Origin of the sequence: Allobosea robiniae (assembly GCF_900102525.1) — a bacterium.
GTDB classification, from domain to species: Bacteria; Pseudomonadota; Alphaproteobacteria; order Rhizobiales; family Beijerinckiaceae; genus Allobosea; species Allobosea robiniae.
Genome location: NZ_FNBZ01000001.1, coordinates 354,035 through 376,920, shown reverse-complemented (window position 1 = coordinate 376,920; position 22,886 = coordinate 354,035). Strand labels below are relative to the sequence as shown.

The following is a 22,886-nucleotide window of genomic DNA, read 5'->3' as shown; positions in this document are numbered from 1 at the left end:
CAATGTAGCATCGGCCGCACCGGCAACAAGCGCGGCGCGGCCGATCGGGAAGCGGTTCTCGGCTTTTTGATCTGGCTCAACCGGTCAGGCGCGCACGACGACCAGTCCGGTCAGCAGGTCGTGGCCCATGCGCCGGTCCGCGCGGGCGAAGCCGCAGGCGACGTCGACGAGCCAGAGCAGGAAGGTGCCGGCCGCGACATAGAACAGCAGCGCATGCACGGCAGCGGCCAGCCCGTCGGGGCGTCCGCCGGAAGCGGTCTCGACCCGCAAGCCCGCGATGCGCATGCCCCAGGTCGACTGCTTGCGCCCGCCGATCGTCAGCGCGGCATAGCCGAGCGCAGTCGCGACCGTGGCGATCGGAATCAGCAGCCAGGTCGCGCCGAAGGTGACGATGCCGAGCGCGAACAGCAGGAAGAAGACCAGCCAGCCCAGAAAGAACAACGCGACGATGTCGACGAGCCAGGCGAACAGTCGCGAGCCGAGAACGCCGCTGACGTTCTGGTAGGGACGCGGCTCCAGCGCCGTGATCGGCGGCTGGCCATGACGGGTATCGCTCATCGGGATTTCGATCCTCCATCGGCGCGCGGGAAATTGGCGCCCGGGAGATAATGTTTGATCAACGGGCCGGTTCCGCAAGACCGCGCGGCAGAATCCGCCGTGGTGCGAAGCCGTTTTTGGCGAGCGCATCCTCGATCGCGCGCGAATGCGCTGCCCCGCGCGTCTCCACCGTGACGTCGAGTGAGACGCCCTTGGCGGGCACGTCGAGGAAGAGGCGGCCATGGCTGACCTCGAGGATATTGGCGCCTTCCTCGCCGAGCAGGCTCGCGATCCGGCCGAGCAGGCCCGGCCGGTCGCTGGTGGTCAGGCGGAAGGCGACGATGCGGTCCTCGCGCTCCAGCTCGCGCACCATGATCGCTGCGAGCAGGCGCGTGTCGATATTGCCGCCGGTGAGCACGAGTCCGACCTTGCGACCGGCATAGCGCTCCGGTTCCTTGAGCATCGCAGCAAGGCCCGCCGCGCCCGCCCCCTCGGCCAGGCTGTGCTGAAGGCTCGCATAGGCGTTGACGGCGCGCTCGATCAGGTCCTCGCCGACGAGGACGATGTCGCCGACGAGGCTCGATATCACCGGCAGGGCGAGCTGGCCGACGGTCTTGACTGCGATGCCTTCGGCCAGCGTCGGCCCGCCGATCGGCTTGTCCTGCGCCTGCACGGCGTTGAAGAAGGACGGGTAGAGCGCGGCTTCGACGCCGATCAGTTCGATGCCCGGCTTGATCGCCTTGGCCGCGATCGCGTTGCCGGCCATCAGCCCGCCGCCGCCGAGCGGGATGACCAGCACGTCGAGATCGGGCTCGTCGGCCAGCATCTCGCGCGCGATCGTCCCTTGCCCCGCCATCACCGCCGCGTCGTCATAAGGGTGGACGAAGGTGAGCTGCTCGCTGCCTGCGAGCTCGTGAGCCTTGTCGGCGCATTCGTAGAGGGTCTCGCCATGCAGCACGACGCGGGCACCATGGGCGCGGGTGTTCTCGACTTTCACCAGCGGCGTCGTCTCCGGCATCACGATCGTCGCAGGCGTGCCGAAGCGCCTGGCGTGGTAGGAGACGGCCTGGGCATGGTTGCCCGCCGACATTGCGATGACGCCGCGCGCCCGCTCGGCCTCGCTCAGCGAGAGCAGCTTGTTGACCGCGCCGCGCTCCTTGAACGAGGCGGTCGCCTGCATGTTCTCGTGCTTCACCAGTACGGTCGCGCCGGTGAGCTCCGACAGGCGCGGCGCCGGCACCAGCGGCGTGCGCAGCACATGCCCCGCGATCCGACCGGCGGCTGCGTCGATATCCTCAGGGGTGATCGCGAAGCTCTCGCTCATGCTCGGGTCTCGATTCCGGTCGACGCAGGAGGAGAACAGGCCTCACACCCGTCGCGGCGTCAATTCGCCATCGCCGAAAAAGCCGCCGGGGCGCCAGATCAGCACGATGGCGAGCAGGCAATAGACGGCAAGGTCGCGCTGCTCGATCGGCAGCGTCGCCGACCAGACCGCCTCGAAGGCGGCGATGCAGAGGCCGCCGAGCGCCGCCCCGCTGACCGAGCCGATGCCGCCGAGGATCGCCGCGACAAGTGCCTTCAGGCCGAGCGAGAAGCCGCCCGCGAAGCCCATGCCGCCATAGATCGCGGTGACGATGACGCCGGCGATGCCGCAGGCCGCGCAGGCGATGATGACGGCGACGTCATGGACGGCGCGGGCATCGACGCCGAACAGCGCGGCGGTCTTCGCATCGTCCGACACCGCCCGCCAGGCGCGGCCATAGGCGGTGCGCCGGATCAGCAGGACGACGCCGAGCGTGGCACCAAGGCCGATGGCGGCAAGTGCCAGCGCGAGCGGATTCAGCGTGACCACGAAATCGCCGGCATGCGCCAGCGCGATCGGTGTGTTGAACACCGGCGGCAGCCAGCGCAGTTCAGGCCCCTGCGCCAGCCGGAGATATTCGGACATCGCGATGGCGAGCCCGATCGTGGCGATCAGCATCTGCTGGCCGGTGGCGCGTTCGAGATGACGCAGCACGAAGCGGCCCATGGCAAAGCCGTGCAGGGCGCAGACAGCGATCGCGACGGTGAAGGCGACGACAAGGCCCGAGATGGGCGTCGAGATCGCAAGCGAGAGCAATAGCGCGACCCCGACGACGGAGGCGAGCGCGCCGAGCGCAGCGAATTCGCCGAAGCTCAGGATGATCCGCCCGGTCAGGCCGTAGACAAGCGCATAGGCCGCCGCGAGCATGCCGTAGATCGCGGCAGAGGGCAGGGCGCTCAGGCCTTGCTGCAGGCCGTAGGCGAGGCCGGCCGGGATCGCCGGCAGCGTCTCGGCAGCGGGTTCGGCCGGGTCCGGCGGCGGCGACGCCCGATCCTCCAGATAGAAGCGTCGCAGCAGATAGAAGCTCGCATCGGCCATCGGCCGCCCATCGGAAGCGATGCCGACAAGCGCGCCGCGGCTCGGCCCGCTGCCCTCGCCGGCGAAGAGGCAGTCGATGCTGCGATGACGCGAGAGGCCGTCGCCGAGCTCGACCCGGTAGAACAGCCGCAGCGCCCGCGGCACCGGACCGTTGGTGGTCCGTTCGATCTCTATACGGGCGTTCGGCGGATTGAGCGGCGGGATCGCCTGTCGGCAGAGCCGCATCTGGTCGGTATCGAAATCGCTGCCGCAGCCCGCGAGGGCGAGCGTGACGACGGCCAGAATCGACAGGAGGAGCGGGCGCATGCCGGGCGACGGTAGCGCTTGCCGGGGCGCGCTGTCATCCCGTGGGCGGTGCAGCGCGCAGCTTTGCGCCGCAGACACGGGACCGTATGACGAGAAGACGCTTTTCCGGAGCACGGTCCCGCATCTGCGCAGCACTATCGTGCCGCAGCGCGTGCGGGATGACCCGTTACGCGCCGGCCTTCAGCTTCTTCGCCACGCGCGGCGCGAAATAGGTAAGCACACCGTCGGCCCCGGCGCGCTTGAAGGCGAGCAGGCTCTCCAGCATCGCCTTGTCGCCGTCGAGCCAGCCATTGTTCGCGGCGGCCATGATCATCGCGTACTCGCCGGAGACCTGGTAGGCAAAGGTCGGCACGCGGAAATGGTCCTTCACCCGCGCCACCACGTCGAGATAGGGCAGGCCGGGCTTGATCATGACCATGTCGGCGCCTTCTTCGAGATCGAGCATCACTTCCGCGATCGCCTCGTCGGAATTGGCCGGGTCCATCTGGTAGGTGCGCTTGTCGCCGACGAGCGTGGCATTGGTGCCGATCGCGTCACGGAACGGGCCGTAGAAGGCCGAAGCGTATTTCGCCGCATAGGCCATGATCTGCACGTCCTCATGGCCGTCGCCGTCGAGCGCGGCCCGGATCGCGCCGATGCGCCCGTCCATCATGTCGGAGGGCGCGATGACGTCGGCCCCGGCATCGGCGAGCGCGAGCGCCTGTCCGACGAGGATCTGGACGCTGGCGTCGTTGAGGACGCGCTCGCCCTCCATGACGCCGTCATGGCCATGCGAGGTGTAAGGGTCGAGCGCGGCGTCGCAGATGATGCCGATCCCCGGCACCTCGCGCTTGATCGCGCGCACGGCGCGGCACATCAGGTTGCCGGTATTGAGCGCTTCCGAGCCGGTCGGGTCGCGCAGGGCCTTGTCCACGAAGGGGAAGGGCGCGATGGCGGGGATGCCGAGCGCGGCCGCCTCGGCTGCCTGGCGCACGGCCTCGTCGATATTGAGCCGGTCGACGCCGGGCATCCATTCCACCGGCGAGCGGGCCTCGCTCGAATCCATCAGGAAGATCGGCCAGATCAGGTCGTCGGTCGTCAGCGCCGATTCCCGCACCAGCCGGCGCGACCAGTCCGCCTTGCGGTTGCGCCGCATGCGGCGCGTCAGGCCGAGCGAAGGCGCCTCGTCCTGACGGGACAGGGGAGTGGGGAAAGGCCGCACGACCCGGGATTCCATGGCAATTGCCTCAAGCGATAATCGGTACAGGCGCGGCTTTCGTCATGCGGGCGAAACCGGCCGACGCTTTCCATAACACATCGGAACGATTCCAAAACAGGGCGCATGGTCGCAAGTTTGCCGGCGTCACCTCAGTCATGGCCGCCCGCCGCCCGCAGATCCATCGCGTTGACAAGCCTTGCCCCGCCTTCCAGAACCGCAGCCCATCGAAGCGGGATCGGACATGATTCAGGATCGAGAGATCATCTGCGAGATTCGCGGCGCCGCCGGCGTCGTGGTGCTCAACCGGCCGAAGGCGCTGAACGCGCTGAGCCTCGGCATGGTCCGCGAGCTCGCCCGTGCGCTCGACGCCTGGGAGCACGATCCGCAGGTCGCGCGTGTCGTCGTCATCAGCACCAGCGAGAAGGCCTTCTCGGCCGGAGGCGATATCCGTTGGCTGCATGATTGCGGCAAGGCCGGGCGGCATGACGAGATGCTCGCCTTCTGGGGCGAGGAATACATCCTCAACCACCGCATCAAGACCTATCCCAAGCCCTATGTCGCGCTGATCGACGGTATCGTCATGGGCGGCGGCGTCGGCATCTCCTTGCATGGCAGCCACCGCATCGCCGGCGACCGCTATCTCTTCGCCATGCCGGAGGTCGGCATCGGCTTCTTCCCGGATGTCGGCGCGACCTATGCCTTGCCGCGTCTCGACGGCGGCTTCGGCAATTTCCTGGCCCTGACCGGCGAGCGCGTCGGCGCGGCCGATGCGATTTCGTCCGGGCTGGCGACCCATGGCGTGCCCAGCGAGCGGATGGCGGAACTCGCGGATGCGCTGACCCGGCCGGGCGCGATCGACGATATTCTCGCCGGCTTCACCTTGCAGCGCGGGCCGGGCCCCCTGCACGGCGAGCGGGCGATGATGGCCGAGGCCTTCACGGCAGCGACCTTGCCGGAGGTGATCCAGCGCCTGCGCCAGGCTGCGGAAAGCGGAAGTGGCTTTGCCGGCAAGCTGCTGCAGACCATCGCGGTCAAATCGCCGACCAGCGTTGCCATCGCTTTCGAGCAGATGCGCCGCGGCGGCGGCCTCGGTTTCGCGGAAGCGATGCGCACCGAATACCGCATCGTCTCGCGCATCGCCCGCGGCCATGATTTCTATGAGGGCGTGCGCGCCGTGGTGATCGACAAGGATCAGGCGCCACGCTGGCAGCCATCGACGCTCGATGCGGTCGATCCGGCCGCTATCGCTGCCTATTTCGCGCCGCTCGGCACCGGTGAACTGAAGCTGGAGGGCTGAGCTTGGGTTTGGGCGGAAACGGCGAGGCCCTGCGCGGCACCGGGACGGGCGAGGCCGAAGGCAAGCAGGCGAACCGGTGGCGGCTCGTCCTCGTCTGGTTCCTGCGCCTGCTCTCGGCCTTCTGGCTCGCCAAGGGACTGACGGCCTGGGCCGTCATCTTCGGCCTGCCCGGAAACCCGCAGCCGCCCTTCGAGAACCGCCTGCTGAGCTATCAGGCGATCATCGTCTATTTCGCGGTGATCGACCTCGTCGCCGCCGTCGGCCTCTGGCTGACCTCGACCTGGGGTGGCGTGCTCTGGCTGCTGGCCGCGATCAGCCAGATGCTGCTCGGCTTCCTCTTCCCGCGCTTCGTGCCGATGACGGCCTGGCTCGTCGGCCTCTATATCGGGCTGATCGCCGTCTATTTCCTGGCGACCTGGGCGGCCGAGAACGAGGCGGAATAGCGGGTGCCGCGACAGCCCGGCCACCACGCGCGGCCGGTCGATTGCGCCGAGTCATGGTAAGAATCGCTTTAGCTTAAGCGTTTCTGGCTTCACTTACGATTCACCCAAAGGGGTAAATCCCTGATTCATCCTGATATTTAAACTCGTTTTCATCCGGTCCAGCTTATGGTGTGTTTCAGAAGCGGACCGGGAGACAAATCCTGGCCGACACACAACAGGCGGGATATACCATGAAAGCGAGCGTCAAGACTTCTGAGGTTGCCAAGACTGGTGATGCAGATCTCAACGTGAAGCCTCTTTATCTTGAGTCCCTCACGCTGGTGGAGCGTCTGCATCGCCGCCTGCTCGACGTCATCAAGGATGAGTTCGAGCGCCGCGGCCGTGACGACGTCAACAGCGTGCAGGCGCTGCTGCTCTACAATATCGGCGATGCCGAGCTCTCGGCCAGCGAGTTGCGGACCCGCGGCTACTATCTCGGCTCGAACGTCTCCTACAACGTCAAGAAGCTGGTCGAGCTCGGCTATCTCCACCACGCCCGGTCGCGCATCGACCGCCGCTCGGTTCGCATCAGCCTGACCGAGAAGGGCGCGAGCGTGCACGATATCGTGAAGGGCGTGTACGACAAGCATGTCCGCACGGTCGAACAGATCGGCGGCATCGCGGCCGATGATTTCGAGCGGATGAACAACGCCCTGCTGCGCCTGGAGCGCTTCTGGACCGACCAGATCCGCTACAAGCTCTGAGATAAAGCGGTTTTCCTGACCGCATCATATCCGCCTGCCTGAGCGCGGCTGGGACGACGTCCCGGTCGCGCCGGCGCGTTTTCGGTCGGTGATGAGCCTCGACTGTGGTTTTGCTGCCATGCATGCGGCAAAACGTGGCCATGCCCTAAAATCGCCTCTGTCATCACGCCTCGTTAACTGTGCTAGGACACCGTCGATCGCCGAGAGGTCGCCGTCGCACCATTGCGTCGCCAGCGTCGCCCCATCAGGCGACGTTTTCTTGTGGCCTGCGTTGCAAGCGTGAAGCCTTGAAGAGGGAAGAGATGTCGCAATTGAGCCTGACCCGCCGCGAAACGGTGCTGGCCCTGCTTTCGGGCGCCGCCACGGTCGCCGCTGCACCGGCGCTCGCCCAGCAGGCCGAGTGGCGCCAGAGCTACGATGCCGGCGCGCGCAATGCCGTGGCGCGATCCTCGACGCCGATGCTGTCGGCCGAGGCTCTGCAGGCGACCGAGCAGGCGATCGTGGCCTATCGTGACCTCGCCGCGCGCGGCGGCTGGCCGCAGGTCCAGTTGCCCGATCGCATGGGCGTGGGCGCCAAGGGGCAGGGTGTCGTGACCCTGCGTCGCCGCCTGATCATCACCGGCGATCTCGATGCCGCGGCCGGCGACAGCAACATCTATGATTCCTATGTCGAGGCGGGCGTGCGCCGCTTCCAGTCGCGCGTCGGCCTGTCGACGACGGGCGCGATCAATCGTGCGACCGTCGCTGCCCTCAACGTGCCGATCGACCGCCGTATCCGCCAGCTCGAGACCAATGTCGTTCGGCTGCGTAGCTGGTCCGGCAATCTCGGCGGCCGCTATGTCGTGGCGAATATCCCGGCCGCTATGGTCGAAACCGTCGAGAACGGCCATGTCGCGACGCGCCATGCGGCCGGCGTCGGCAAGATCGACCGCCAGTCGCCCTTGCTCCAGACGCGGATCCCCGAAGTCAATTTCAATCCGACCTGGACGGTTCCCGCCTCGATCATCCGCAAGGATCTGATCCCGAAGATGCGCAAGGAGCCGGGCTATCTAACCGAGAACAAGATCCGCATCATCTCGTCCAGCGGCAGCGAGATTTCGCCCGCCAGCGTGAACTGGAATTCCGACGAGGCGACGCGCTACACCTTCCGGCAGGACCCGGGCGGCGAGTTCAACTCGCTCGGCTTCGTGCGCATCAACATTCCGAGCCCGCACGGTGTCTACATGCACGACACGCCGTCGAAGGGCATCTTCGGCGACGACTATCGCTTCGTCTCCTCGGGCTGCATGCGTGTCCAGAACGTGCGCGACTACGTCGCCTGGCTCCTGAAGAACACGCCTGGCTGGGATCGCGCCAAGATCGACGAGACGATCCAGTCCGGCCAGCGCGTCAACGCCCGCATCGCCGATCCGGTGGCGTGCTACTGGGTCTATATCACTGCCTGGGCCACGCCCGATGGCGGCGTGCAGTTCCGCGACGACATCTACAACAAGGACGGCCTCGGGCCGGCGCCGGTCGCGGCGCTGCAGGGCGATCAGGACATCTGACGCTCCGGTTTCGGCTGTGCTTTTCGAACCCGCCGGTGATCCGGCGGGTTTTTCTTTGAGAGCGGCTTCGCGGGGCTTAGCGCACGGTGACTGTGATGCATCCCGAAAGGGTGACGCCCGGTACCTTCGGCGTGGTGTTGCTGGTGCAGAACGTGTCGCTGCCCTGGAAACCCTTGTTGGGCGTGTAGGTCAGTCCGCTCCTTGTCACAGCGACCTTGCCCGAGCCGGGTGCTCTGGTGACGGTGACCTGGGTTGCCGGGATTCTCGTCTTGGCGGTTTCGTTGATCACACCCGGGAAGCTTATGCGGCACGTCTTGTCCGCCATGCTCATCCCGAATTGGCCGGCCCCGTTACCGGTGCCCCAGCCCCTTCCGTTGGTTCCGGTGCAGGCGGCTTGGGCAGACGAAAGCGCGGCATATCCGGCGGCGACGAAGGTGATCATGGTGATGAGAACGCGCATATCTTTCCTCCCTGAATCTATACGGAGACTACTTTCGGGCAGGAGAGGAGCAACGGCAAGCATTTCGTGAGGTTGAGGGGCCTCGACGGAAATGCAGGGCTGGCAGCGAAGGGATTATCGCCCGCTCAATAGCAGGTTCGCCGCCAAGGATGCTGGCAAGGCGGAGATCTTGACTGCCTCACTCTACGACAGGACAGGCCAGAGGCGGCTCAATGAGATATTCCACTGCGATTGAGCTGTGCCGGTTGCTTCCGAGGCCGGCGCCGGCAGGCTTCAGCGCGTCAGCCAGGATGGCATGACGTAACCGACGCAGCGCGCTTCTCCAGGCCCTGGATTCATGACCTCGAAGGCCGGGACGGGGCAGTTGTTTCGGGGCGCGGGGTTGCCGAGGCGCGTGATGCTGCCGTCGCCGTCGCCGTCAAACCAGCGATGGACGCTGGTCGAGCCGCCCGGGTAGTATTGCGTGGTCACCTGCCATCCTTCGGCTGCGGCATCCTGGCTGATCAGCGGCATCGACAGGACGAAGACGCTCGCGCTGCCGAGCAATACCTTCCTGACTTGCTTGGAGATCGGTAGAGTCGAAGTCGGAACACGGCTCGCGTTCTGTTTTGGGGCGTTCTGTGTCATCGAGAGGCATCCAGTGTTGCGCTAGGTCATGCGCAGCAAGCTGCAAGCCATAAATCGTTAACCATGATGGCGGCCCGATGTCTTTGCGTCGACGTCCGGTTCCGGCTCCTGCGATGCGGGCAGGAGGGGAGCCGGCCGACCGCTCCTCATCTTGCGAGAGGACGATCAACGCTTCGAGCGGACGATCGCCCCGAATCTCGCCAGCAGGGCTGCAAGCGCCATGATCGTCAGAAGCCAGGCCGTCCCGCGGAACAGTTCGCCATACCCATGGGCGGCGATCAGGGGCGTGCTGACCAGAGGCGAGCAGAACTGGCCGATGAAGATCGACGCGGTCAGGATGCCTCCCGCCATGCCCCTTGAGCGCCGGGGCGCGAGATCGAGCGCCATGGCGACGAAGCTCGGCGAAACCAGCGCATAGCCGGCCCCGATCAGGAGCGCCGCTGCAAACAGACCCGGCAGCGACGCCGTGCGCGACAGGAGCAGGAAGCCCAGCGCCATCGCGGCGTAGCCGATCGCGAAAACGCCCGCCGCACCGCTCGCCCGCCGGACATGCCGGTAGAGCAGGGCGGTGCAGCCGCCGGAGATCATCAGCAGGCCGAGGACCGTCCCGGTCATGACCGCGCTCTCGTAGCCCCGAGCCTCCAGGAAGAACGAGATCTGCGTCGGCATCAGGAAGAAGATCATGTTCGTCGCGCCCTGCAGCAGGACGAGCCCAGCGAGCAGGCCGCGCCAGGACGGGTGTCCGTCATGGTCGCTGGCAGGCATCGCGCCCGTCGCGGCAGCGACGCGCGGCGGCTCGACGATGGCCAGCCACATCAGCGGCAGGAAGATTGCGGCCAGCCCGTAGATCGCGAAGGGCAGGCGAGGTGACAGCGTCGCCGCCCAGCCGGCCAGCGAAATGAAGACCAGCCCGCCGAAATTCCGCGCCGAAATCTGCAGGCCGGTCAGCGCGTTGCGGTCGTCGCCGGTGAAATAATCGCCGATCAGCGCGGTCTGCGCCGTCATGATCAGCGCGACGGCGACGCCGAGCACGAGACGGCTTGCGAAGATCGACGGCAGGTCGGGCAGGACAAGCCCGGCGCTGCCCGCGATCACGAACAGCACGACGCCGACGAGAAGCATCGCACGCCGGCCGATCCGGTCGGCAGCGAAACCCGCGAGCGGTGCAAACAGAGCGACACTGAGCGAGGGCGCCGGCACCAGGAGCCGCGTCAGCAGCGCCGCGTTGGGGTCGTCGGCGAACAGGCGCTCGATGCCCGGAAGCGCGGGGCTGATCGTCGCGTTCGCCATGGTGGTGAGCGATGCGGCCATCAGCAGGGCGATGGCGCGCGAGTCCACCCAGATCGGGCTTTCTCGTGTTGTAACAATGCTTTCCATGATTTTTCCTCTTGCCGAATTCATGCGTTCGGCAGAGCCTACGAATTCAAGTCGACTTGAGGTCAAGCATGCTGTTGCTGGATATTGGAAAGGTCGCGGAGCGCTCGGGCGTGCCGGCCTCGACCCTGCGCTATTACGAGGAGGTCGGGCTCATTCGCTCGGAGGCGCGTCACGGCCTTCGGCGGCAGTTCGACCCCGATGTCCTGCTCAGGCTGTCGCTGATCGGGCTGGGCAAGACCGCGGGCTTCTCGCTGGAGGAGATCGCCGCGATGTTCGGCGCGGACGGAAAGCCGAACATCCCGCGCGAGCAGTTGCGGGCCCGGGCCGACGAGCTCCAGCGGCAGATGGTCGGGCTGAGGACCCTGCGCGATGCTCTGCGCCATGTTGCGGATTGCCGTGCGCCGACTCACCTGGAATGCCCGACCTTCCGGGCGCTGTTGCGCACGGCGTCGCGCCGCCAGCTCGCCTACACGCCGTCCCGGCCGGAGAAGGAGAAGAAAATGCTGTCGAAGCGGCGCGCTCCGGGCAATTGACCGCTGCGGCGATGCAGCTTTTCCCGCGCGCGATCTATCGCTTGGACAGCCCTCCGCCGCATGATAGGGGAGCCGCGACGAAGCCGGGCGCCCACCGGCCGTTGAACTTCAGGAGCCGGACATGACCGACGCCGCGCTGAACAAGCACCTCTCGAACTCCTTCTTCGGCGCTTCGCTGCATGACGCCGATCCCGAGATCGCCCGCGCGATCGACCTGGAGCTCGGTCGCCAGCGCGACGAGATCGAATTGATCGCCTCCGAGAACATCGTCTCCCGCGCCGTGCTCGAGGCGCAGGGCTCGGTGATGACCAATAAATACGCCGAGGGTTATCCGGGCCGCCGCTATTACGGCGGTTGCCAGTTCGTCGACATCGCCGAGAAGCTCGCGATCGAGCGCGCCACCCGGCTCTTCGGCTGCACTTACGCCAACGTTCAGCCGAACTCCGGCTCTCAGGCCAACCAGGGCGTCTTCATGGCCCTGATGCAGCCGGGCGACACCTTCATGGGCCTCGACCTCGCCGCCGGCGGTCACCTGACCCACGGCGCGCCGGTCAACCAGTCCGGCAAGTGGTTCAACGTCGTCTCCTACGGCGTCTGCGTGGTCGACCAGATGATCGACTACGACGCGATGGAGCGGCTTGCCGTCGAGCACAAGCCGAAGGTCATCGTCGCCGGCGGCTCGGCCTATGCCCGTCACTGGGACTTCGCCCGCTTCCGCGAGATCGCCGACAAGGTCGGCGCCTATTTCATGGTCGACATCGCGCATTTCGCCGGGCTCGTCGCCGGCGGCGCGCATCCCTCGCCGTTCCCGCATGCCCATGTCGTCACCACCACGACGCACAAGACCCTGCGCGGCCCGCGCGGCGGCATGATCCTGACCAATGACGAGGCTCTGGCCAAGAAGTTCAACTCGGCGATCTTCCCGGGTATCCAGGGCGGCCCGCTGATGCATGTCATCGCGGCCAAGGCGGTCTCCTTCCACGAGGCGCTGCAGCCGGAGTTCAAGACCTACGCCCACGCCGTCGTCGCCAATGCCAAGGCGCTGGCCGAAACGCTGAAGTCGAAGGGCTTCGACCTCGTCACCGGCGGCACCGACAACCACCTGATGCTGGTCGACTTGCGCTCGAAGAAGCTGACCGGCAAGGCGGCGGAAGCTGCGCTCGGCCGCGCCCATATCACCTGCAACAAGAACGGCATCCCCTTCGACCCCGAGAAGCCGATGACGACCTCCGGCATCCGCCTCGGCACGCCGGCGGCGACCTCGCGCGGCTTCGGCATCGCCGAGTTCAAGCAGGTCGGCGAACTGATCGCCGAGGTGCTGGACGGCCTCAGCCAGAATGGCGAGGAAGGCAATGCCGCTGTCGAGCAGGCTGTGACCGCCAAGGTCAAGGCGCTCACCGCGCGCTTCCCGATCTATTGAGGCTTCGTTGAAGGGGCTCTGAGAAAGGCTGGCGAACCGGAATGCGCTGTCCCTATTGCAGCTCCCTCGACACGCAGGTGAAGGACTCCCGTCCCACCGACGATCACGCCTCGATCCGCCGCCGCCGGGTCTGCCCCGATTGCGGCGGCCGCTTCACCACCTTCGAGCGCGTGCAGTTGCGGGAGCTCACCGTCGTGAAGCGTTCGGGCCGGCGGACGCCCTTCGACCGCGACAAGCTGGAGATCTCGATCGCGCATGCCCTGCGCAAGCGCCCGGTCACGCCGGAGCGGATCGAGCGCATGGTCAACGGCATCGTGCGCCAGCTCGAAAGCTCGGGCGAGGCGGAGATCCAGAGCTCGACCGTCGGCGAACTGGTGATGGAGGGGCTGAAAGGCCTCGACGACGTCGCCTATGTCCGCTTCGCCTCGGTCTACAAGAACTTCCGCGAGGCGAAGGATTTCGAGGAACTGCTCGGCCAGCTCGGCACCATCGACGAGGAGGGCATCTCCGCCCCGCCGCCGCGCGCCGATGACTGATCCCAGAGCGTTTTCGCGCGAAGCGGGCACCGCTTCGCATCGGGAAAATGCGCCAAAACAAAAATCTGCGATCGACCGCGCCTTCATGCGCCAGGCGATCGCCTATGGCGCGCGGGGTCTCGGCACGACTTCGACGAACCCGTCTGTCGGCGCCATCATTACCCGCGATACGCCGGACGGTCCCGTGGTGGTCGCGCGTGGCCATACCCAGCCCGGCGGTCGCCCGCATGGCGAGGCGCATGCCTTCTCGCGAGCCGGCGCTGCCTCGATGGGCGGCACGCTCTATGTCACGCTCGAACCCTGCTCGCATCGCTCGGTGCGCGGCGGCATTCCTTGCGTCGAACACACCATCCTGTCGGGCGTGAAGCGCGTCGTCTCCGCGATGTCCGACCCCAACCCCTTCATCGCCGGGCTCGGCCATGCGTTGCTGCGCACAGCCGGCATCGAGGTCACTGTCGGCGTGCTGGAGGAGGAGGCGCGGCAGGCCCATCGCGGCTATCTCACGCGCATCACGCAAGGCCGCCCGATGGTGACCTTCAAGATCGCCCGCACCGCCGATGGCTATGCCGGCGGAGCAGGGGGCGTTCCGCTCGCCGTATCGAGCCCGGTCGCCGGCGGCTGGGTCCATCTCCAGCGCGCGCATCACGATGTCATCATGCTCGGCATCGGCTCGGTCCTTGCGGACGACCCGCAGCTCACCGTGCGCCTGCCCGGCATGGCGGATCGCTCGCCGATCCGCGTCATCCTCGACACCCATCTGCGCCTGCCCCTAACCTCGAAGCTCGTCCGCACGGCCCATGAGGTTCCCGTCTGGGTGATCGCGGCCGAGACCGCTCCGATCGAGCCGGAACAGGCGCTGGTCGAAGCCGGCGTCGAGGTCATGCGGGTCTCGCTGGGGTCCGACGGCCATCTCGATCTCGGCGAGGCGCTGACCTTGCTCGGCACACGCGGGATCAACCGCGTCTTTTCGGAAGGCGGCCCGCGCATAGGCGAGAAGCTGGCGCTCGCGGGTCTGGCGGATGAGGTCATCGTCTCGACCTCTCCGAAAACGCTGGGGCAGCCCGGCATCCTTGCCGTGCGTCCGGGGCTTGCCGCTGCGCTGGCCGACCCCGATCTATACGCCCTTGTCGAGGTCGGTCAGATCGGTCACGACCGTTTCGAGCATTTCGAGAGGAGAGGCTGATGTTCACCGGCATCGTCACCGCCATCGGCGAGGTCGTGGAGGCGCAGCGCAAGGGGCCGAGCCTCAAGCGCCTCGCCATCGCCTGCCCCTATGAGGCCGAAGGCATCGCGATCGGCGCTTCGATCGCCTGCGCCGGCGTCTGCCTCACCGTCACCGCATTGCGCGCCCGCACGGATGGCGAGCCCGGCTGCATCTTCCAGGTCGAGGCTGCAGCCGAGACGCTGGCGAAGACGGTCGTCGGCACCTGGGAGCCGGGCACGCGGATCAATCTCGAGCGCTCGCTCAAGGTTGGCGACGAACTCGGCGGCCATCTTGTTGTCGGCCATGTCGACGGCCCCGGCCGCATCCTGAAGATCGACGCGATCGAGCCCGACCCCGACGAGCCCTGGGGGGCGACGGCACGCTTCCACATCCGCGCCCCGCAGGGGCTGGAGCGTTTCATCGCGACCAAGGGCTCGATCTGCCTCGACGGCACCTCGCTCACCATCAACACGGTGGAGGATGATGTCTTCACCGTGCTGCTGATCCCGCACTCCTTCGCGGTCACCACCTGGGGGGAGCGCAAGGAGGGTGACTCCGTTCATGTCGAGGTCGATCTGATGGCACGGTATGCCGCGCGGCTTGCGGAGGCGCGCCCGCAAGGGTAACGAGCCCGATCACGTTCCAAGAAGGACACAAGAAATGGCCGGACCCCGGCAGACCTCGGCCGACAAGGCCGCAACTCCTGCCGTCGAGATCGACGGCGCCCGCGTCCTCGTCGTCGAGGCACGTTTCTACGACAAGCTTGCCGATGAACTGCTGGCCGGCGCGACTGCCGTGCTGGAAGAGGCAGGCTGCCGCGTCGACGTCGTCACCGTCCCCGGTGCGCTTGAAATCCCCTCGGCGATCGTCATCGGCCTGCGTGCCGCCGACGAGTCAGTCGATCCCTATGAGGCGGTCGTCGCGCTCGGCACCGTCATCCGCGGCGAGACCGGCCATTACGACATCGTCGCCGGCGAAAGCTCGCGCGCGCTGATGGACCTCTCGGTCGCTTTTGCGCTCCCGCTCGGCAACGGCATCCTCACCGTCGAGAACGAGGCACAGGCCTGGGCTCGCGCCAACCGCTCGGACATGAACAAGGGCGGCGGGGCCGCCGAAGCGGCGCTCGCCGTGCTGCGCTACAAGCGCTCCCTGGCGGAGCCGTCCCAATGAGCCGCGCCGAGAAGCGGCGCGGGGCGCGGCTCTCGGTCGTGCAGGCGCTCTACGAGATGGAAATCGGCGGCCGCGGCGTCGTCGAGGCGATGGCCGAGTTCGAGCATTTCTGGATCGGCAAGGAGGTCGAGGAGATCGAACTGCCGCAAGCCGAGATCGCCTTCTTCCGCGACATCCTCGGCGGCGTCGTCCGCGAGCAGCGCCTGGTGGACCGCACGGTCGACGAACTACTGGCCAAGGACTGGCCGTTGAAGCGCGTCGAGGCCGTGGTGCGTGCGATCCTGCGCGCCGGCGCCTATGAACTCGCCTTCCGCAAGGACGTGCCGGCCCGCGCGGTGATCTCCGAATATGTCGCGGTCGCGCGCGCCTTCTACGAGGGCGACGAGATCGGCATGATCAATGCCGTGCTCGACCGCATGGCCCGCGACTTCCGCGCCGAAGAGTTCGACCCAGCCAGCGCCTGATGACCGAACCGTCCCGCCCCGGCGAATTCGAGCTGATCGCCCGCTATTTCGCGCCGATCGCCGGGCCGGGCGGCTTGGGGCTTCTCGACGATGCCGGCCTGCTGCGGCCCGGCCGCGGCTATGAGGTCGTGGTCACCGCCGACGCTCTCGTCGCCGGCGTCCATTTCTTCCCGGACGATTCCCCGGACGCGATCGGCTGGAAGGCGCTGGCCGTCAATCTCTCCGATCTCGCCGCCAAGGGCGCCAAGCCCGAAGGCTTCGTCCTGACGCTCGCTTTGCCGCGCGGCTGGACCGAGGGCTGGCTCGCCGATTTCGCGGGCGGCCTCGCCCGCATGGCCGAGGCGGCGGGCTGCCCGCTCATCGGCGGCGATACCGTTTCGACCAGCGGGCCCCTCACCCTCTCGATCACCGCATTCGGCACGGTTCCGGCCGGGCGGATGGTGAAACGCTCCGGCGCGAAGCCGGGCGATGTCGTGCTCGTCTCCGGCAGCATCGGCGACGGCGCGCTTGGCCTCAAGGTCCATGGCCCCGACAAGCCGGACTGGGTCGCTACGCTCGGCGCCGAGGATCGCGCCTTCCTCGCCGATCGCTATCTGCATCCGCAGCCGCGCCATGCTCTGGCGGACGCCTTGCAGCGCCATGCTTCGGCGGCGATGGACATCTCAGACGGACTCGTCGGCGATCTCGCCAAGCTGTTGAAAGCGTCGAGCGCAGGCGCCGAGATCGATCTCGACGCTATCCCGCTCTCGGGCCCGGCCCGCGCCGCGCTCATGGCCGCTCCCGCACTGGCGGAACTGGCCTGGACCGGCGGAGACGACTACGAAATTCTCTGCACGGCCTCGGAAAGGGAATATCCTGCTCTGGTTGCGGCGGCGGAAGGATCAATGCTTCTGCTGACGCCGATCGGGCGGATCACCGCCGAGGCCGGTGTGGTGACTTATCGCGGGAAGGGTGGGGCGCACAGCTTCGCGCAGGGCTCCTTCTCTCATTTCTGACGGCGGCGCATCACGGCGACCGCGAGGCGCGTTGTGATGAATCAGCATGTTCCGGCTCTTGATGGCGACGGGCTCGCAAAGCGCAATGCGCTGGTCCTCGCTGGTGCCCAGGCGCTCGGCGGCGCCAATCCGGCGATCATCGTCTCGCTTGGCGGCATTGTCGGGGCGCAGCTCGTGGCCGACCAGGCTTTTGCGACCGTGCCGGTCAGCCTGCTTCAACTCGGCATCGCTGCGGGCGTCATCCCGGCTGCGATGATCATGCGCCGGCTGGGCCGGCGCAGCGGCTACCTGATCGGAGCGCTCGTCGGCGCGGCAGGTGCGAGCATTGCGGCCGGCGGTGTCTCGCTGCGCCTGTTCTGGCTGTTCTGCCTCGGCACCTTCGTTTGCGGGCTCTATGGCTCCTTCGTCCAGAGCTACCGCTTCGCGGCGGCCGATACCGCGACCGATCATTTCAGGCCCCGCGCGATTTCCTGGGTCATGATCGGCGGCCTTGCCGCAGGCGTCATCGGCCCGCAATCGGTCTACTGGACGCGCGACCTGACGCCGGCCGCGCCCTTCGCCGCCAGCTTCATCGCCCAGGGCATGCTCGCGCTGGTCGCGATCCTGATCGTCTCGCGCCTGCGTGCGCCGCCGGTGGCCGCAGTCCGTTCAGGCGGCGGGCGTCCGCTCGGCGAGATCATGCGCCAGCCGAAATTCATCGCCTCGGTCACGGCCTCGCTCGTCGCCTACGGGCTGATGAGCTTCGTCATGACGGCCGCGCCGATGGCGATGGTCGCCTGCGGCCATTCGGTCGGCGACGCCACGCTCGGCATCCAGTGGCATGTGCTGGCGATGTTCGGGCCGAGCTTCTTCACCGGCCGCCTGATCGCTCGCTTCGGCAAGGGCACGGTCACAGCGGTTGGCCTCGGCCTGACCGCACTTGCCGCCGTCGTCGGCCTCACCGGCCTGAGCGTCGGCCATTTCTGGCTGGCGCTGATCCTGCTCGGCGTCGGCTGGAACTTCGGCTTCATCGGCGCGACGGCCCTGGTGACGGATTGCTACCGGCCGGAGGAGCGGGTGAAGGTCCAGGCGGCCAACGATTTCCTCGTCTTCGGTTCGGTCGCCATCGCCTCCTTCTCGTCGGGCGGCCTGCTCAGCCATGGCGGCTGGAATGCGGTGAACTGGCTGGTCTTCCCGCCGGTGATGGTTGCTCTCCTGCTGGTGGCATGGCAGCGCTTCCAGCGGCCCGCCACGGCCTGAGCCAGGCCCGCTAACCTCGATCGGAGCAAACTGATGAACAACCGCGCCTTCCCGCCCGCGACCGGCCAGGTTCCGCCCGGCGCCATCGGGCATAATCGCGGTGTCATCAAATCCAACTACGCCTTCATGCCACCGGAGGGCGTGCTGGTCAGCCGCCTGCCGCAATATCGCGACACGATCGTGCGCGTCCTCACCGGGCCGGTCATGGGCGCGGCCTTCGCTCAATACGTCCTCGAGATCGCGCCCGGCGGCGGTACGCCGGCCGCCTTCAGCGAAGACGGCATCCAGCACTTCTTCTATGTCCTCTCCGGCGAAGTCCGGATCGCCGTCGCAGGCGGTGCGATGCAGGCGCTCACGGCGGGCGGGTTCGCCTATCTGCCGCCGGCGACCGCGTTCACCCTGCGCAACGAATCGACGGAAGGCGTCCGCGTGCTGGCCCTGCGCAAGCGCTACGAGCCGGCGCCGGGGCTCGCCGTGCCGGAGCCGATCGTCTCGCATCAGGACGCCGTGCCGATGGCGAATCACACCGGCATGGAAGGGCGCGGCTTCCAGTTCCTGCTGCCCTATGGCGACATGCGCTTCGATTTCGAGATGAACCTGATGTGGTTCAAGCCGGGCGTCTGCTTCCCGGCGGTCGAGACCCATGTGATGGAGCACGGCCTCTACATGCTGGAAGGGCAGGGACTCTACCTGCTTGGCGCCGACTGGCACGAGATCTGGGAGCGGGATTTCATCTGGATGGGCGGCTTTTGCCCGCAGCAATTCTATCCGACCGGCTACGGTGACGCCTGCTATCTGCTCTACAAGAACGTCAATCGCGACCTCGCCCTGTGACGATCTACCGGTTCGCCTGACATTCGAGCGGATTTGTCAGTCGAGGCGTTTGCGCTCTTCGCCGAAACTTGCCACAAATTCGCCTGACACTGGCGACGCGGAGCGGGCCCTGAGTCTTGAGGGCCCGTTTTTTCGCTGCCTGACGTCCAATGCTGCAAAAAATGAGGAGCGACAGCGCTCCCGCCGACTGCAAGCTCTAGGGTCAGGAAATCGAATGTCAGCTCTGCTTCTCATCATCATATTGAGTGCGCTTTCCATAGCCTACGGCGTCTGGGCCTATGGCGATGTGATGAAGCGCGATGCCGGCAACCAGCGCATGCAGGAGATTTCCGGTGCGGTCGCCGAAGGCGCGCAGGCCTATCTCAAGCGCCAGTATCTCACGATTTCCATGGTCGGCGTCGTGCTCTTCATCGCGCTCGCCTGGCTGCTCGGCAAATGGGTGGCGATCGGCTTCCTGATCGGCGCGGTGCTCTCGGGCGTCGCCGGCTTCATCGGCATGAACGTTTCGGTGCGTGCCAATGTCCGCACCGCCCAGGCTGCGATGCAGTCGCTGGGCGAGGGCCTCGACGTCGCCTTCAAGGCGGGCGCGGTTACCGGCATGCTCGTCGCCGGCCTCGCGCTCCTTGGCGTCGCGGTCTACTACGGCGTCCTGACCTCCTATCTCGGCTTCGAGCCTTCCAGCCGCACGGTGATCGATTCACTGGTGGCACTGGGCTTCGGTGCCTCGCTGATCTCGATTTTCGCCCGTCTCGGCGGCGGTATCTTCACCAAGGGTGCTGACGTCGGCGCCGACCTCGTCGGCAAGGTCGAGGCCGGCATCCCCGAAGACGATCCGCGCAACCCCGCGACCATCGCCGACAATGTCGGCGACAATGTCGGCGACTGCGCCGGCATGGCGGCCGACCTGTTCGAGACCTATGCGGTGACGCTGGTCGCGACCATGGTTCTCGCCGCGATCTTCTTCGCCGGCCAGCCCGTGCTCGGCACGATGATGCTCTATCCGATGGCGATCGGCGCGGCCTGCATCGTCACCTCGATCATCGGCACCTTCTTCGTGAAGCTCGGCGCCAACCAGTCGATCATGGGCGCGCTCTACAAGGGCTTCATCGCGGCCGGCGTGCTGTCGGTCGGCGCGATCGCGGCGGTGAACTACGCCATGTTCGGCGGCTTCTCGGCCTCCTTCACTACGACGCAGAACGTCACCTTCACCTCGGGCAGCCTCTTCGCCTGCGCGCTGGTCGGCCTCGCGGTGACGCTGCTCATCGTCGTCATCACCGAATACTACACCGGCACCGGCAAGCGCCCGGTGGTCTCGATCGCCCAGGCCTCGGTGACCGGCCACGGCACCAACGTCATCCAGGGCCTAGCGGTCTCGCTGGAATCGACGGCGCTGCCGACCATCGTCATCATCGCCGGCATCATCGTGTCCTACAGCTTCGCCGGCCTGTTCGGCATCGCCATCGCGACGACGGCCATGCTGGCGCTGGCCGGTGTCGTCGTGGCGCTCGACGCCTTCGGCCCGGTCACGGACAATGCCGGCGGCATCGCCGAGATGGCGGGCCTGCCCAAGGAAGTCCGCCACTCCACCGACGCGCTCGACGCGGTCGGCAACACCACCAAGGCGATCACCAAGGGCTATGCCATCGGCTCGGCCGGCCTCGGCGCATTGGTGCTCTTCGCGGCCTATACCTCGGACCTGAACTTCTTCATCGGGGAAGCCAACAAGGCGGGATCGACGACCTTCCAGTACTTCAAGGGCGTCACGGTCGATTTCACCCTGTCGAACCCTTATGTCGTCGTCGGCCTGCTGCTCGGCGGCCTGATCCCCTTCCTCTTCGCCGGCATGGGCATGACGGCGGTCGGGCGCGCGGCGGGTTCAGTCGTCGAGGAGGTCCGCCGGCAGTTCAAGGAGAAGCCCGGCATCATGCAAGGCACGGACCGGCCCGATTACGGCCGCGCCGTCGACATGCTGACGCGCGCCGCGATCAAGGAAATGGTGGTGCCCTCGCTCCTGCCGGTGCTGGCGCCGATCGTGACCTATTTCGTGATTTACTGGATCGCCGGCAAGAACAACGCCTTCGCAGCCGTCGGCGCCATGCTGATGGGCGTCATCGTCACCGGCATCTTCGTCGCGATCTCGATGACCTCGGGCGGCGGCGCCTGGGACAACGCCAAGAAGAGCTTCGAGGACGGCTTCGTCGACAAGGACGGCGTGCGCCATCTCAAGGGCTCCGAGGCGCACAAGGCTTCGGTGACCGGCGACACCGTCGGCGACCCCTACAAGGACACGGCGGGCCCCGCCGTGAACCCCGCGATCAAGATCACCAACATCATCGCGCTCCTGCTGCTGGCGATCCTGGCGCATTCCTGATCGCAGGCAGCATCGAGACAATTACGAACCCGCGGCGCAAGCCGCGGGTTTTTCTTTGGACTCGCCGGAGAGCGGAAAATGTTTGAAGGCAATAGCTTGCGGACCTGACTTGAATCGGTTCGACAACCTCTTGAATCAAGCTCCGAAGCTACGGCCGGGTCCGTAGCGTTCCCGCATGCGCCGGTGCCGCCCCGCTGGCATGGTCCCGCCAACCCCAGGAGGACCCATGTCCACGCAAACGCTCGACCGCCCCGCCGCTGCCCCCAACCGCGCTGTGGAGTTCGCACTCCTGCTGGTGCTGGCCGTGCTCTGGGGCGGCTCCTACACCTTCATCAAGCTCGGCGTGGAGACGATCCCGCCGCTGACGCTGATCGCCGCCCGGACCCTGATCGCTGGCCTCGTTCTGCTCATGGTCGTCCGCTGGCGCGGCCTGCGCTTGCCGCGCGACCTCGCGACGTGGCGACTGTTCATCGTCCAGGCCTGCCTCAACAGCGTCGTCCCCTTCACCCTGATCGCCTGGGCAGAGCGCAGCGTCGATGCCGGGCTGGCGACGATCCTGAGCTCGACCAGCCCGATCTTCGTCGTCCTGCTCTCCTGCCTGTCGGCTTCGGCGGAACGCCTGCCGCGCCTGCGCCTGGCCGGCATCGCCGCCGGTCTCGCCGGCACCGTCCTGATCGTCGGCAGGCAGGCGATGTCGGGTTTCGGCGAGCAGCTCTGGGCCCAGCTCGCCCTGGTCGCCGCCAGCATCTGCTATGGCGGGGCGGCCTTGTTCGGACGCAGCTTCAAGGGGCTCGATCCGATCATGCCGGCTGCGGGTTCGCTGCTCTGCGGTGCGCTCGTCTTGCTGCCGCTCAGCCTGGTGCTGGACCGGCCCTGGACGCTGGCGCCCTCGGTGCAATCGATCCAGGCGCTGGTCGCGCTCTCGCTGATCTCGACCGCTCTGGCCTTCGTGATCTATTTCCGGCTGATCGCGCGGCTGGGCTCGGTCGCGACGACATCGGTCGCCTATCTGCGGGTGCCCACCGGCGTGCTGATCGGCATGGTCTTCCTCGGCGAGGCGCTGGTGCCGACCGCCTGGGCCGGGCTCGTCCTCGTCATCGCCGGCGTGCTGGCGATGACGTTGCCGCTGCGCAGTCGCTCGCCGGCAGCCTGATCGACCCTCAGTGCTGCGAAGGCGCAAAAAA

General features: G+C 67.0%; 23 protein-coding genes. 16 read left to right on the top strand and 7 right to left on the bottom strand.

The window, feature by feature from the left end:
• Nucleotides 1–84: 84 nt before the first annotated feature.
• The 4 genes from BLQ70_RS01645 to hemB all read right to left on the bottom strand — a co-directional run bounded on the left by BLQ70_RS01645 (nucleotide 85) and on the right by hemB (nucleotide 4,460).
• Nucleotides 85–558, bottom strand: coding sequence for an RDD family protein (locus BLQ70_RS01645; protein ID WP_170843278.1), 474 nt, complete (start codon nucleotides 556–558; stop codon nucleotides 85–87).
• A 58-nt stretch (nucleotides 559–616) separates the two neighbouring features.
• Entirely contained in the window at nucleotides 617–1,861 is a 1,245-nt protein-coding gene (locus BLQ70_RS01640) for a threonine ammonia-lyase (RefSeq protein WP_091855551.1), read from the bottom strand.
• Nucleotides 1,862–1,903: 42 nt separating this feature from the next.
• Nucleotides 1,904–3,244 (bottom strand): branched-chain amino acid ABC transporter permease, encoded by a 1,341-nt coding sequence (locus tag BLQ70_RS01635; protein WP_061964062.1) that lies wholly within the window; start codon nucleotides 3,242–3,244, stop codon nucleotides 1,904–1,906.
• A gap of 166 nt (nucleotides 3,245–3,410) precedes the next feature.
• The gene (hemB, locus tag BLQ70_RS01630) at nucleotides 3,411–4,460 is read right to left on the bottom strand and encodes a porphobilinogen synthase (RefSeq protein WP_061964060.1); all 1,050 of its coding nucleotides are present in this window, start codon (nucleotides 4,458–4,460) and stop codon (nucleotides 3,411–3,413) included.
• A gap of 223 nt (nucleotides 4,461–4,683) precedes the next feature.
• On the opposite strand from hemB, the gene BLQ70_RS01625 reads away from it, so the two are divergent.
• The 4 genes from BLQ70_RS01625 (at nucleotide 4,684) to BLQ70_RS01610 (ending at nucleotide 8,472) form a co-directional block, all read left to right on the top strand.
• Nucleotides 4,684–5,739, top strand: coding sequence for an enoyl-CoA hydratase/isomerase family protein (locus tag BLQ70_RS01625; protein ID WP_091855550.1), 1,056 nt, complete (start codon nucleotides 4,684–4,686; stop codon nucleotides 5,737–5,739).
• 2 nt (nucleotides 5,740–5,741) lie between these two features.
• A complete protein-coding gene (locus tag BLQ70_RS01620) occupies nucleotides 5,742–6,182 on the top strand; it encodes a DUF6163 family protein (RefSeq protein WP_091855549.1) in 441 nt (146 codons plus the stop codon).
• A gap of 230 nt (nucleotides 6,183–6,412) precedes the next feature.
• Nucleotides 6,413–6,925 (top strand): transcriptional regulator LdtR, encoded by a 513-nt coding sequence (ldtR, locus tag BLQ70_RS01615; RefSeq protein WP_061964053.1) that lies wholly within the window; start codon nucleotides 6,413–6,415, stop codon nucleotides 6,923–6,925.
• A gap of 302 nt (nucleotides 6,926–7,227) precedes the next feature.
• Nucleotides 7,228–8,472, top strand: coding sequence for a L,D-transpeptidase family protein (locus tag BLQ70_RS01610; protein WP_061964051.1), 1,245 nt, complete (start codon nucleotides 7,228–7,230; stop codon nucleotides 8,470–8,472).
• Nucleotides 8,473–8,548: 76 nt separating this feature from the next.
• Here the strand turns inward: BLQ70_RS01610 and BLQ70_RS01605 are convergent, their stop codons facing one another.
• The 3 genes from BLQ70_RS01605 to BLQ70_RS01595 all read right to left on the bottom strand — a co-directional run bounded on the left by BLQ70_RS01605 (nucleotide 8,549) and on the right by BLQ70_RS01595 (nucleotide 10,936).
• Entirely contained in the window at nucleotides 8,549–8,932 is a 384-nt protein-coding gene (locus BLQ70_RS01605) for an Ig-like domain-containing protein (RefSeq protein ID WP_091855548.1), read from the bottom strand.
• A gap of 273 nt (nucleotides 8,933–9,205) precedes the next feature.
• Entirely contained in the window at nucleotides 9,206–9,559 is a 354-nt protein-coding gene (locus BLQ70_RS01600) for a hypothetical protein (protein ID WP_139163472.1), read from the bottom strand.
• Between the two features lie 165 nt (nucleotides 9,560–9,724).
• The gene (locus BLQ70_RS01595) at nucleotides 9,725–10,936 is read right to left on the bottom strand and encodes an MFS transporter (RefSeq protein WP_091855546.1); all 1,212 of its coding nucleotides are present in this window, start codon (nucleotides 10,934–10,936) and stop codon (nucleotides 9,725–9,727) included.
• A gap of 68 nt (nucleotides 10,937–11,004) precedes the next feature.
• Between BLQ70_RS01595 and BLQ70_RS01590 the strand changes: the two genes are divergently transcribed.
• The 12 genes from BLQ70_RS01590 to BLQ70_RS01535 all read left to right on the top strand — a co-directional run bounded on the left by BLQ70_RS01590 (nucleotide 11,005) and on the right by BLQ70_RS01535 (nucleotide 22,855).
• On the top strand, nucleotides 11,005–11,469 hold the full coding sequence (locus BLQ70_RS01590) for a helix-turn-helix domain-containing protein (RefSeq protein ID WP_091855545.1): 465 nt from the start codon (nucleotides 11,005–11,007) through the stop codon (nucleotides 11,467–11,469).
• 121 nt (nucleotides 11,470–11,590) lie between these two features.
• Entirely contained in the window at nucleotides 11,591–12,889 is a 1,299-nt protein-coding gene (gene glyA, locus BLQ70_RS01585; protein WP_061964041.1) for a serine hydroxymethyltransferase, read from the top strand.
• Nucleotides 12,890–12,930: 41 nt separating this feature from the next.
• Entirely contained in the window at nucleotides 12,931–13,425 is a 495-nt protein-coding gene (gene nrdR, locus BLQ70_RS01580) for a transcriptional regulator NrdR (RefSeq protein ID WP_061964039.1), read from the top strand.
• An 85-nt stretch (nucleotides 13,426–13,510) separates the two neighbouring features.
• The gene (gene ribD / locus BLQ70_RS01575; protein WP_170843277.1) at nucleotides 13,511–14,608 is read left to right on the top strand and encodes a bifunctional diaminohydroxyphosphoribosylaminopyrimidine deaminase/5-amino-6-(5-phosphoribosylamino)uracil reductase RibD; all 1,098 of its coding nucleotides are present in this window, start codon (nucleotides 13,511–13,513) and stop codon (nucleotides 14,606–14,608) included.
• Complete coding sequence (locus tag BLQ70_RS01570) at nucleotides 14,608–15,255, top strand: riboflavin synthase (protein WP_061964035.1); 648 nt, start codon at nucleotides 14,608–14,610, stop codon at nucleotides 15,253–15,255. Before ribD ends, BLQ70_RS01570 begins: the two co-directional genes overlap by 1 nt.
• Nucleotides 15,256–15,289: 34 nt before the next feature.
• Nucleotides 15,290–15,799 carry a 6,7-dimethyl-8-ribityllumazine synthase gene (gene ribH, locus BLQ70_RS01565; protein WP_061964033.1) on the top strand — a complete coding sequence of 170 codons (510 nt, stop codon included), beginning with the start codon at nucleotides 15,290–15,292 and terminating at the stop codon, nucleotides 15,797–15,799.
• On the top strand, nucleotides 15,796–16,263 hold the full coding sequence (gene nusB / locus BLQ70_RS01560; protein WP_061964031.1) for a transcription antitermination factor NusB: 468 nt from the start codon (nucleotides 15,796–15,798) through the stop codon (nucleotides 16,261–16,263). Before ribH ends, nusB begins: the two co-directional genes overlap by 4 nt.
• Nucleotides 16,263–17,258 carry a thiamine-phosphate kinase gene (gene thiL, locus BLQ70_RS01555; protein WP_091855543.1) on the top strand — a complete coding sequence of 332 codons (996 nt, stop codon included), beginning with the start codon at nucleotides 16,263–16,265 and terminating at the stop codon, nucleotides 17,256–17,258. Before nusB ends, thiL begins: the two co-directional genes overlap by 1 nt.
• Before the next feature lie 36 nt (nucleotides 17,259–17,294).
• Nucleotides 17,295–18,497 carry an MFS transporter gene (locus tag BLQ70_RS01550; protein ID WP_091855542.1) on the top strand — a complete coding sequence of 401 codons (1,203 nt, stop codon included), beginning with the start codon at nucleotides 17,295–17,297 and terminating at the stop codon, nucleotides 18,495–18,497.
• Between the two features lie 33 nt (nucleotides 18,498–18,530).
• Entirely contained in the window at nucleotides 18,531–19,331 is an 801-nt protein-coding gene (allE, locus tag BLQ70_RS01545; RefSeq protein WP_061964025.1) for a (S)-ureidoglycine aminohydrolase, read from the top strand.
• 214 nt (nucleotides 19,332–19,545) lie between these two features.
• Nucleotides 19,546–21,702 carry a sodium-translocating pyrophosphatase gene (locus BLQ70_RS01540; protein ID WP_091855541.1) on the top strand — a complete coding sequence of 719 codons (2,157 nt, stop codon included), beginning with the start codon at nucleotides 19,546–19,548 and terminating at the stop codon, nucleotides 21,700–21,702.
• Between the two features lie 226 nt (nucleotides 21,703–21,928).
• On the top strand, nucleotides 21,929–22,855 hold the full coding sequence (locus BLQ70_RS01535; protein ID WP_091855540.1) for a DMT family transporter: 927 nt from the start codon (nucleotides 21,929–21,931) through the stop codon (nucleotides 22,853–22,855).
• Nucleotides 22,856–22,886: the final 31 nt, after the last annotated feature.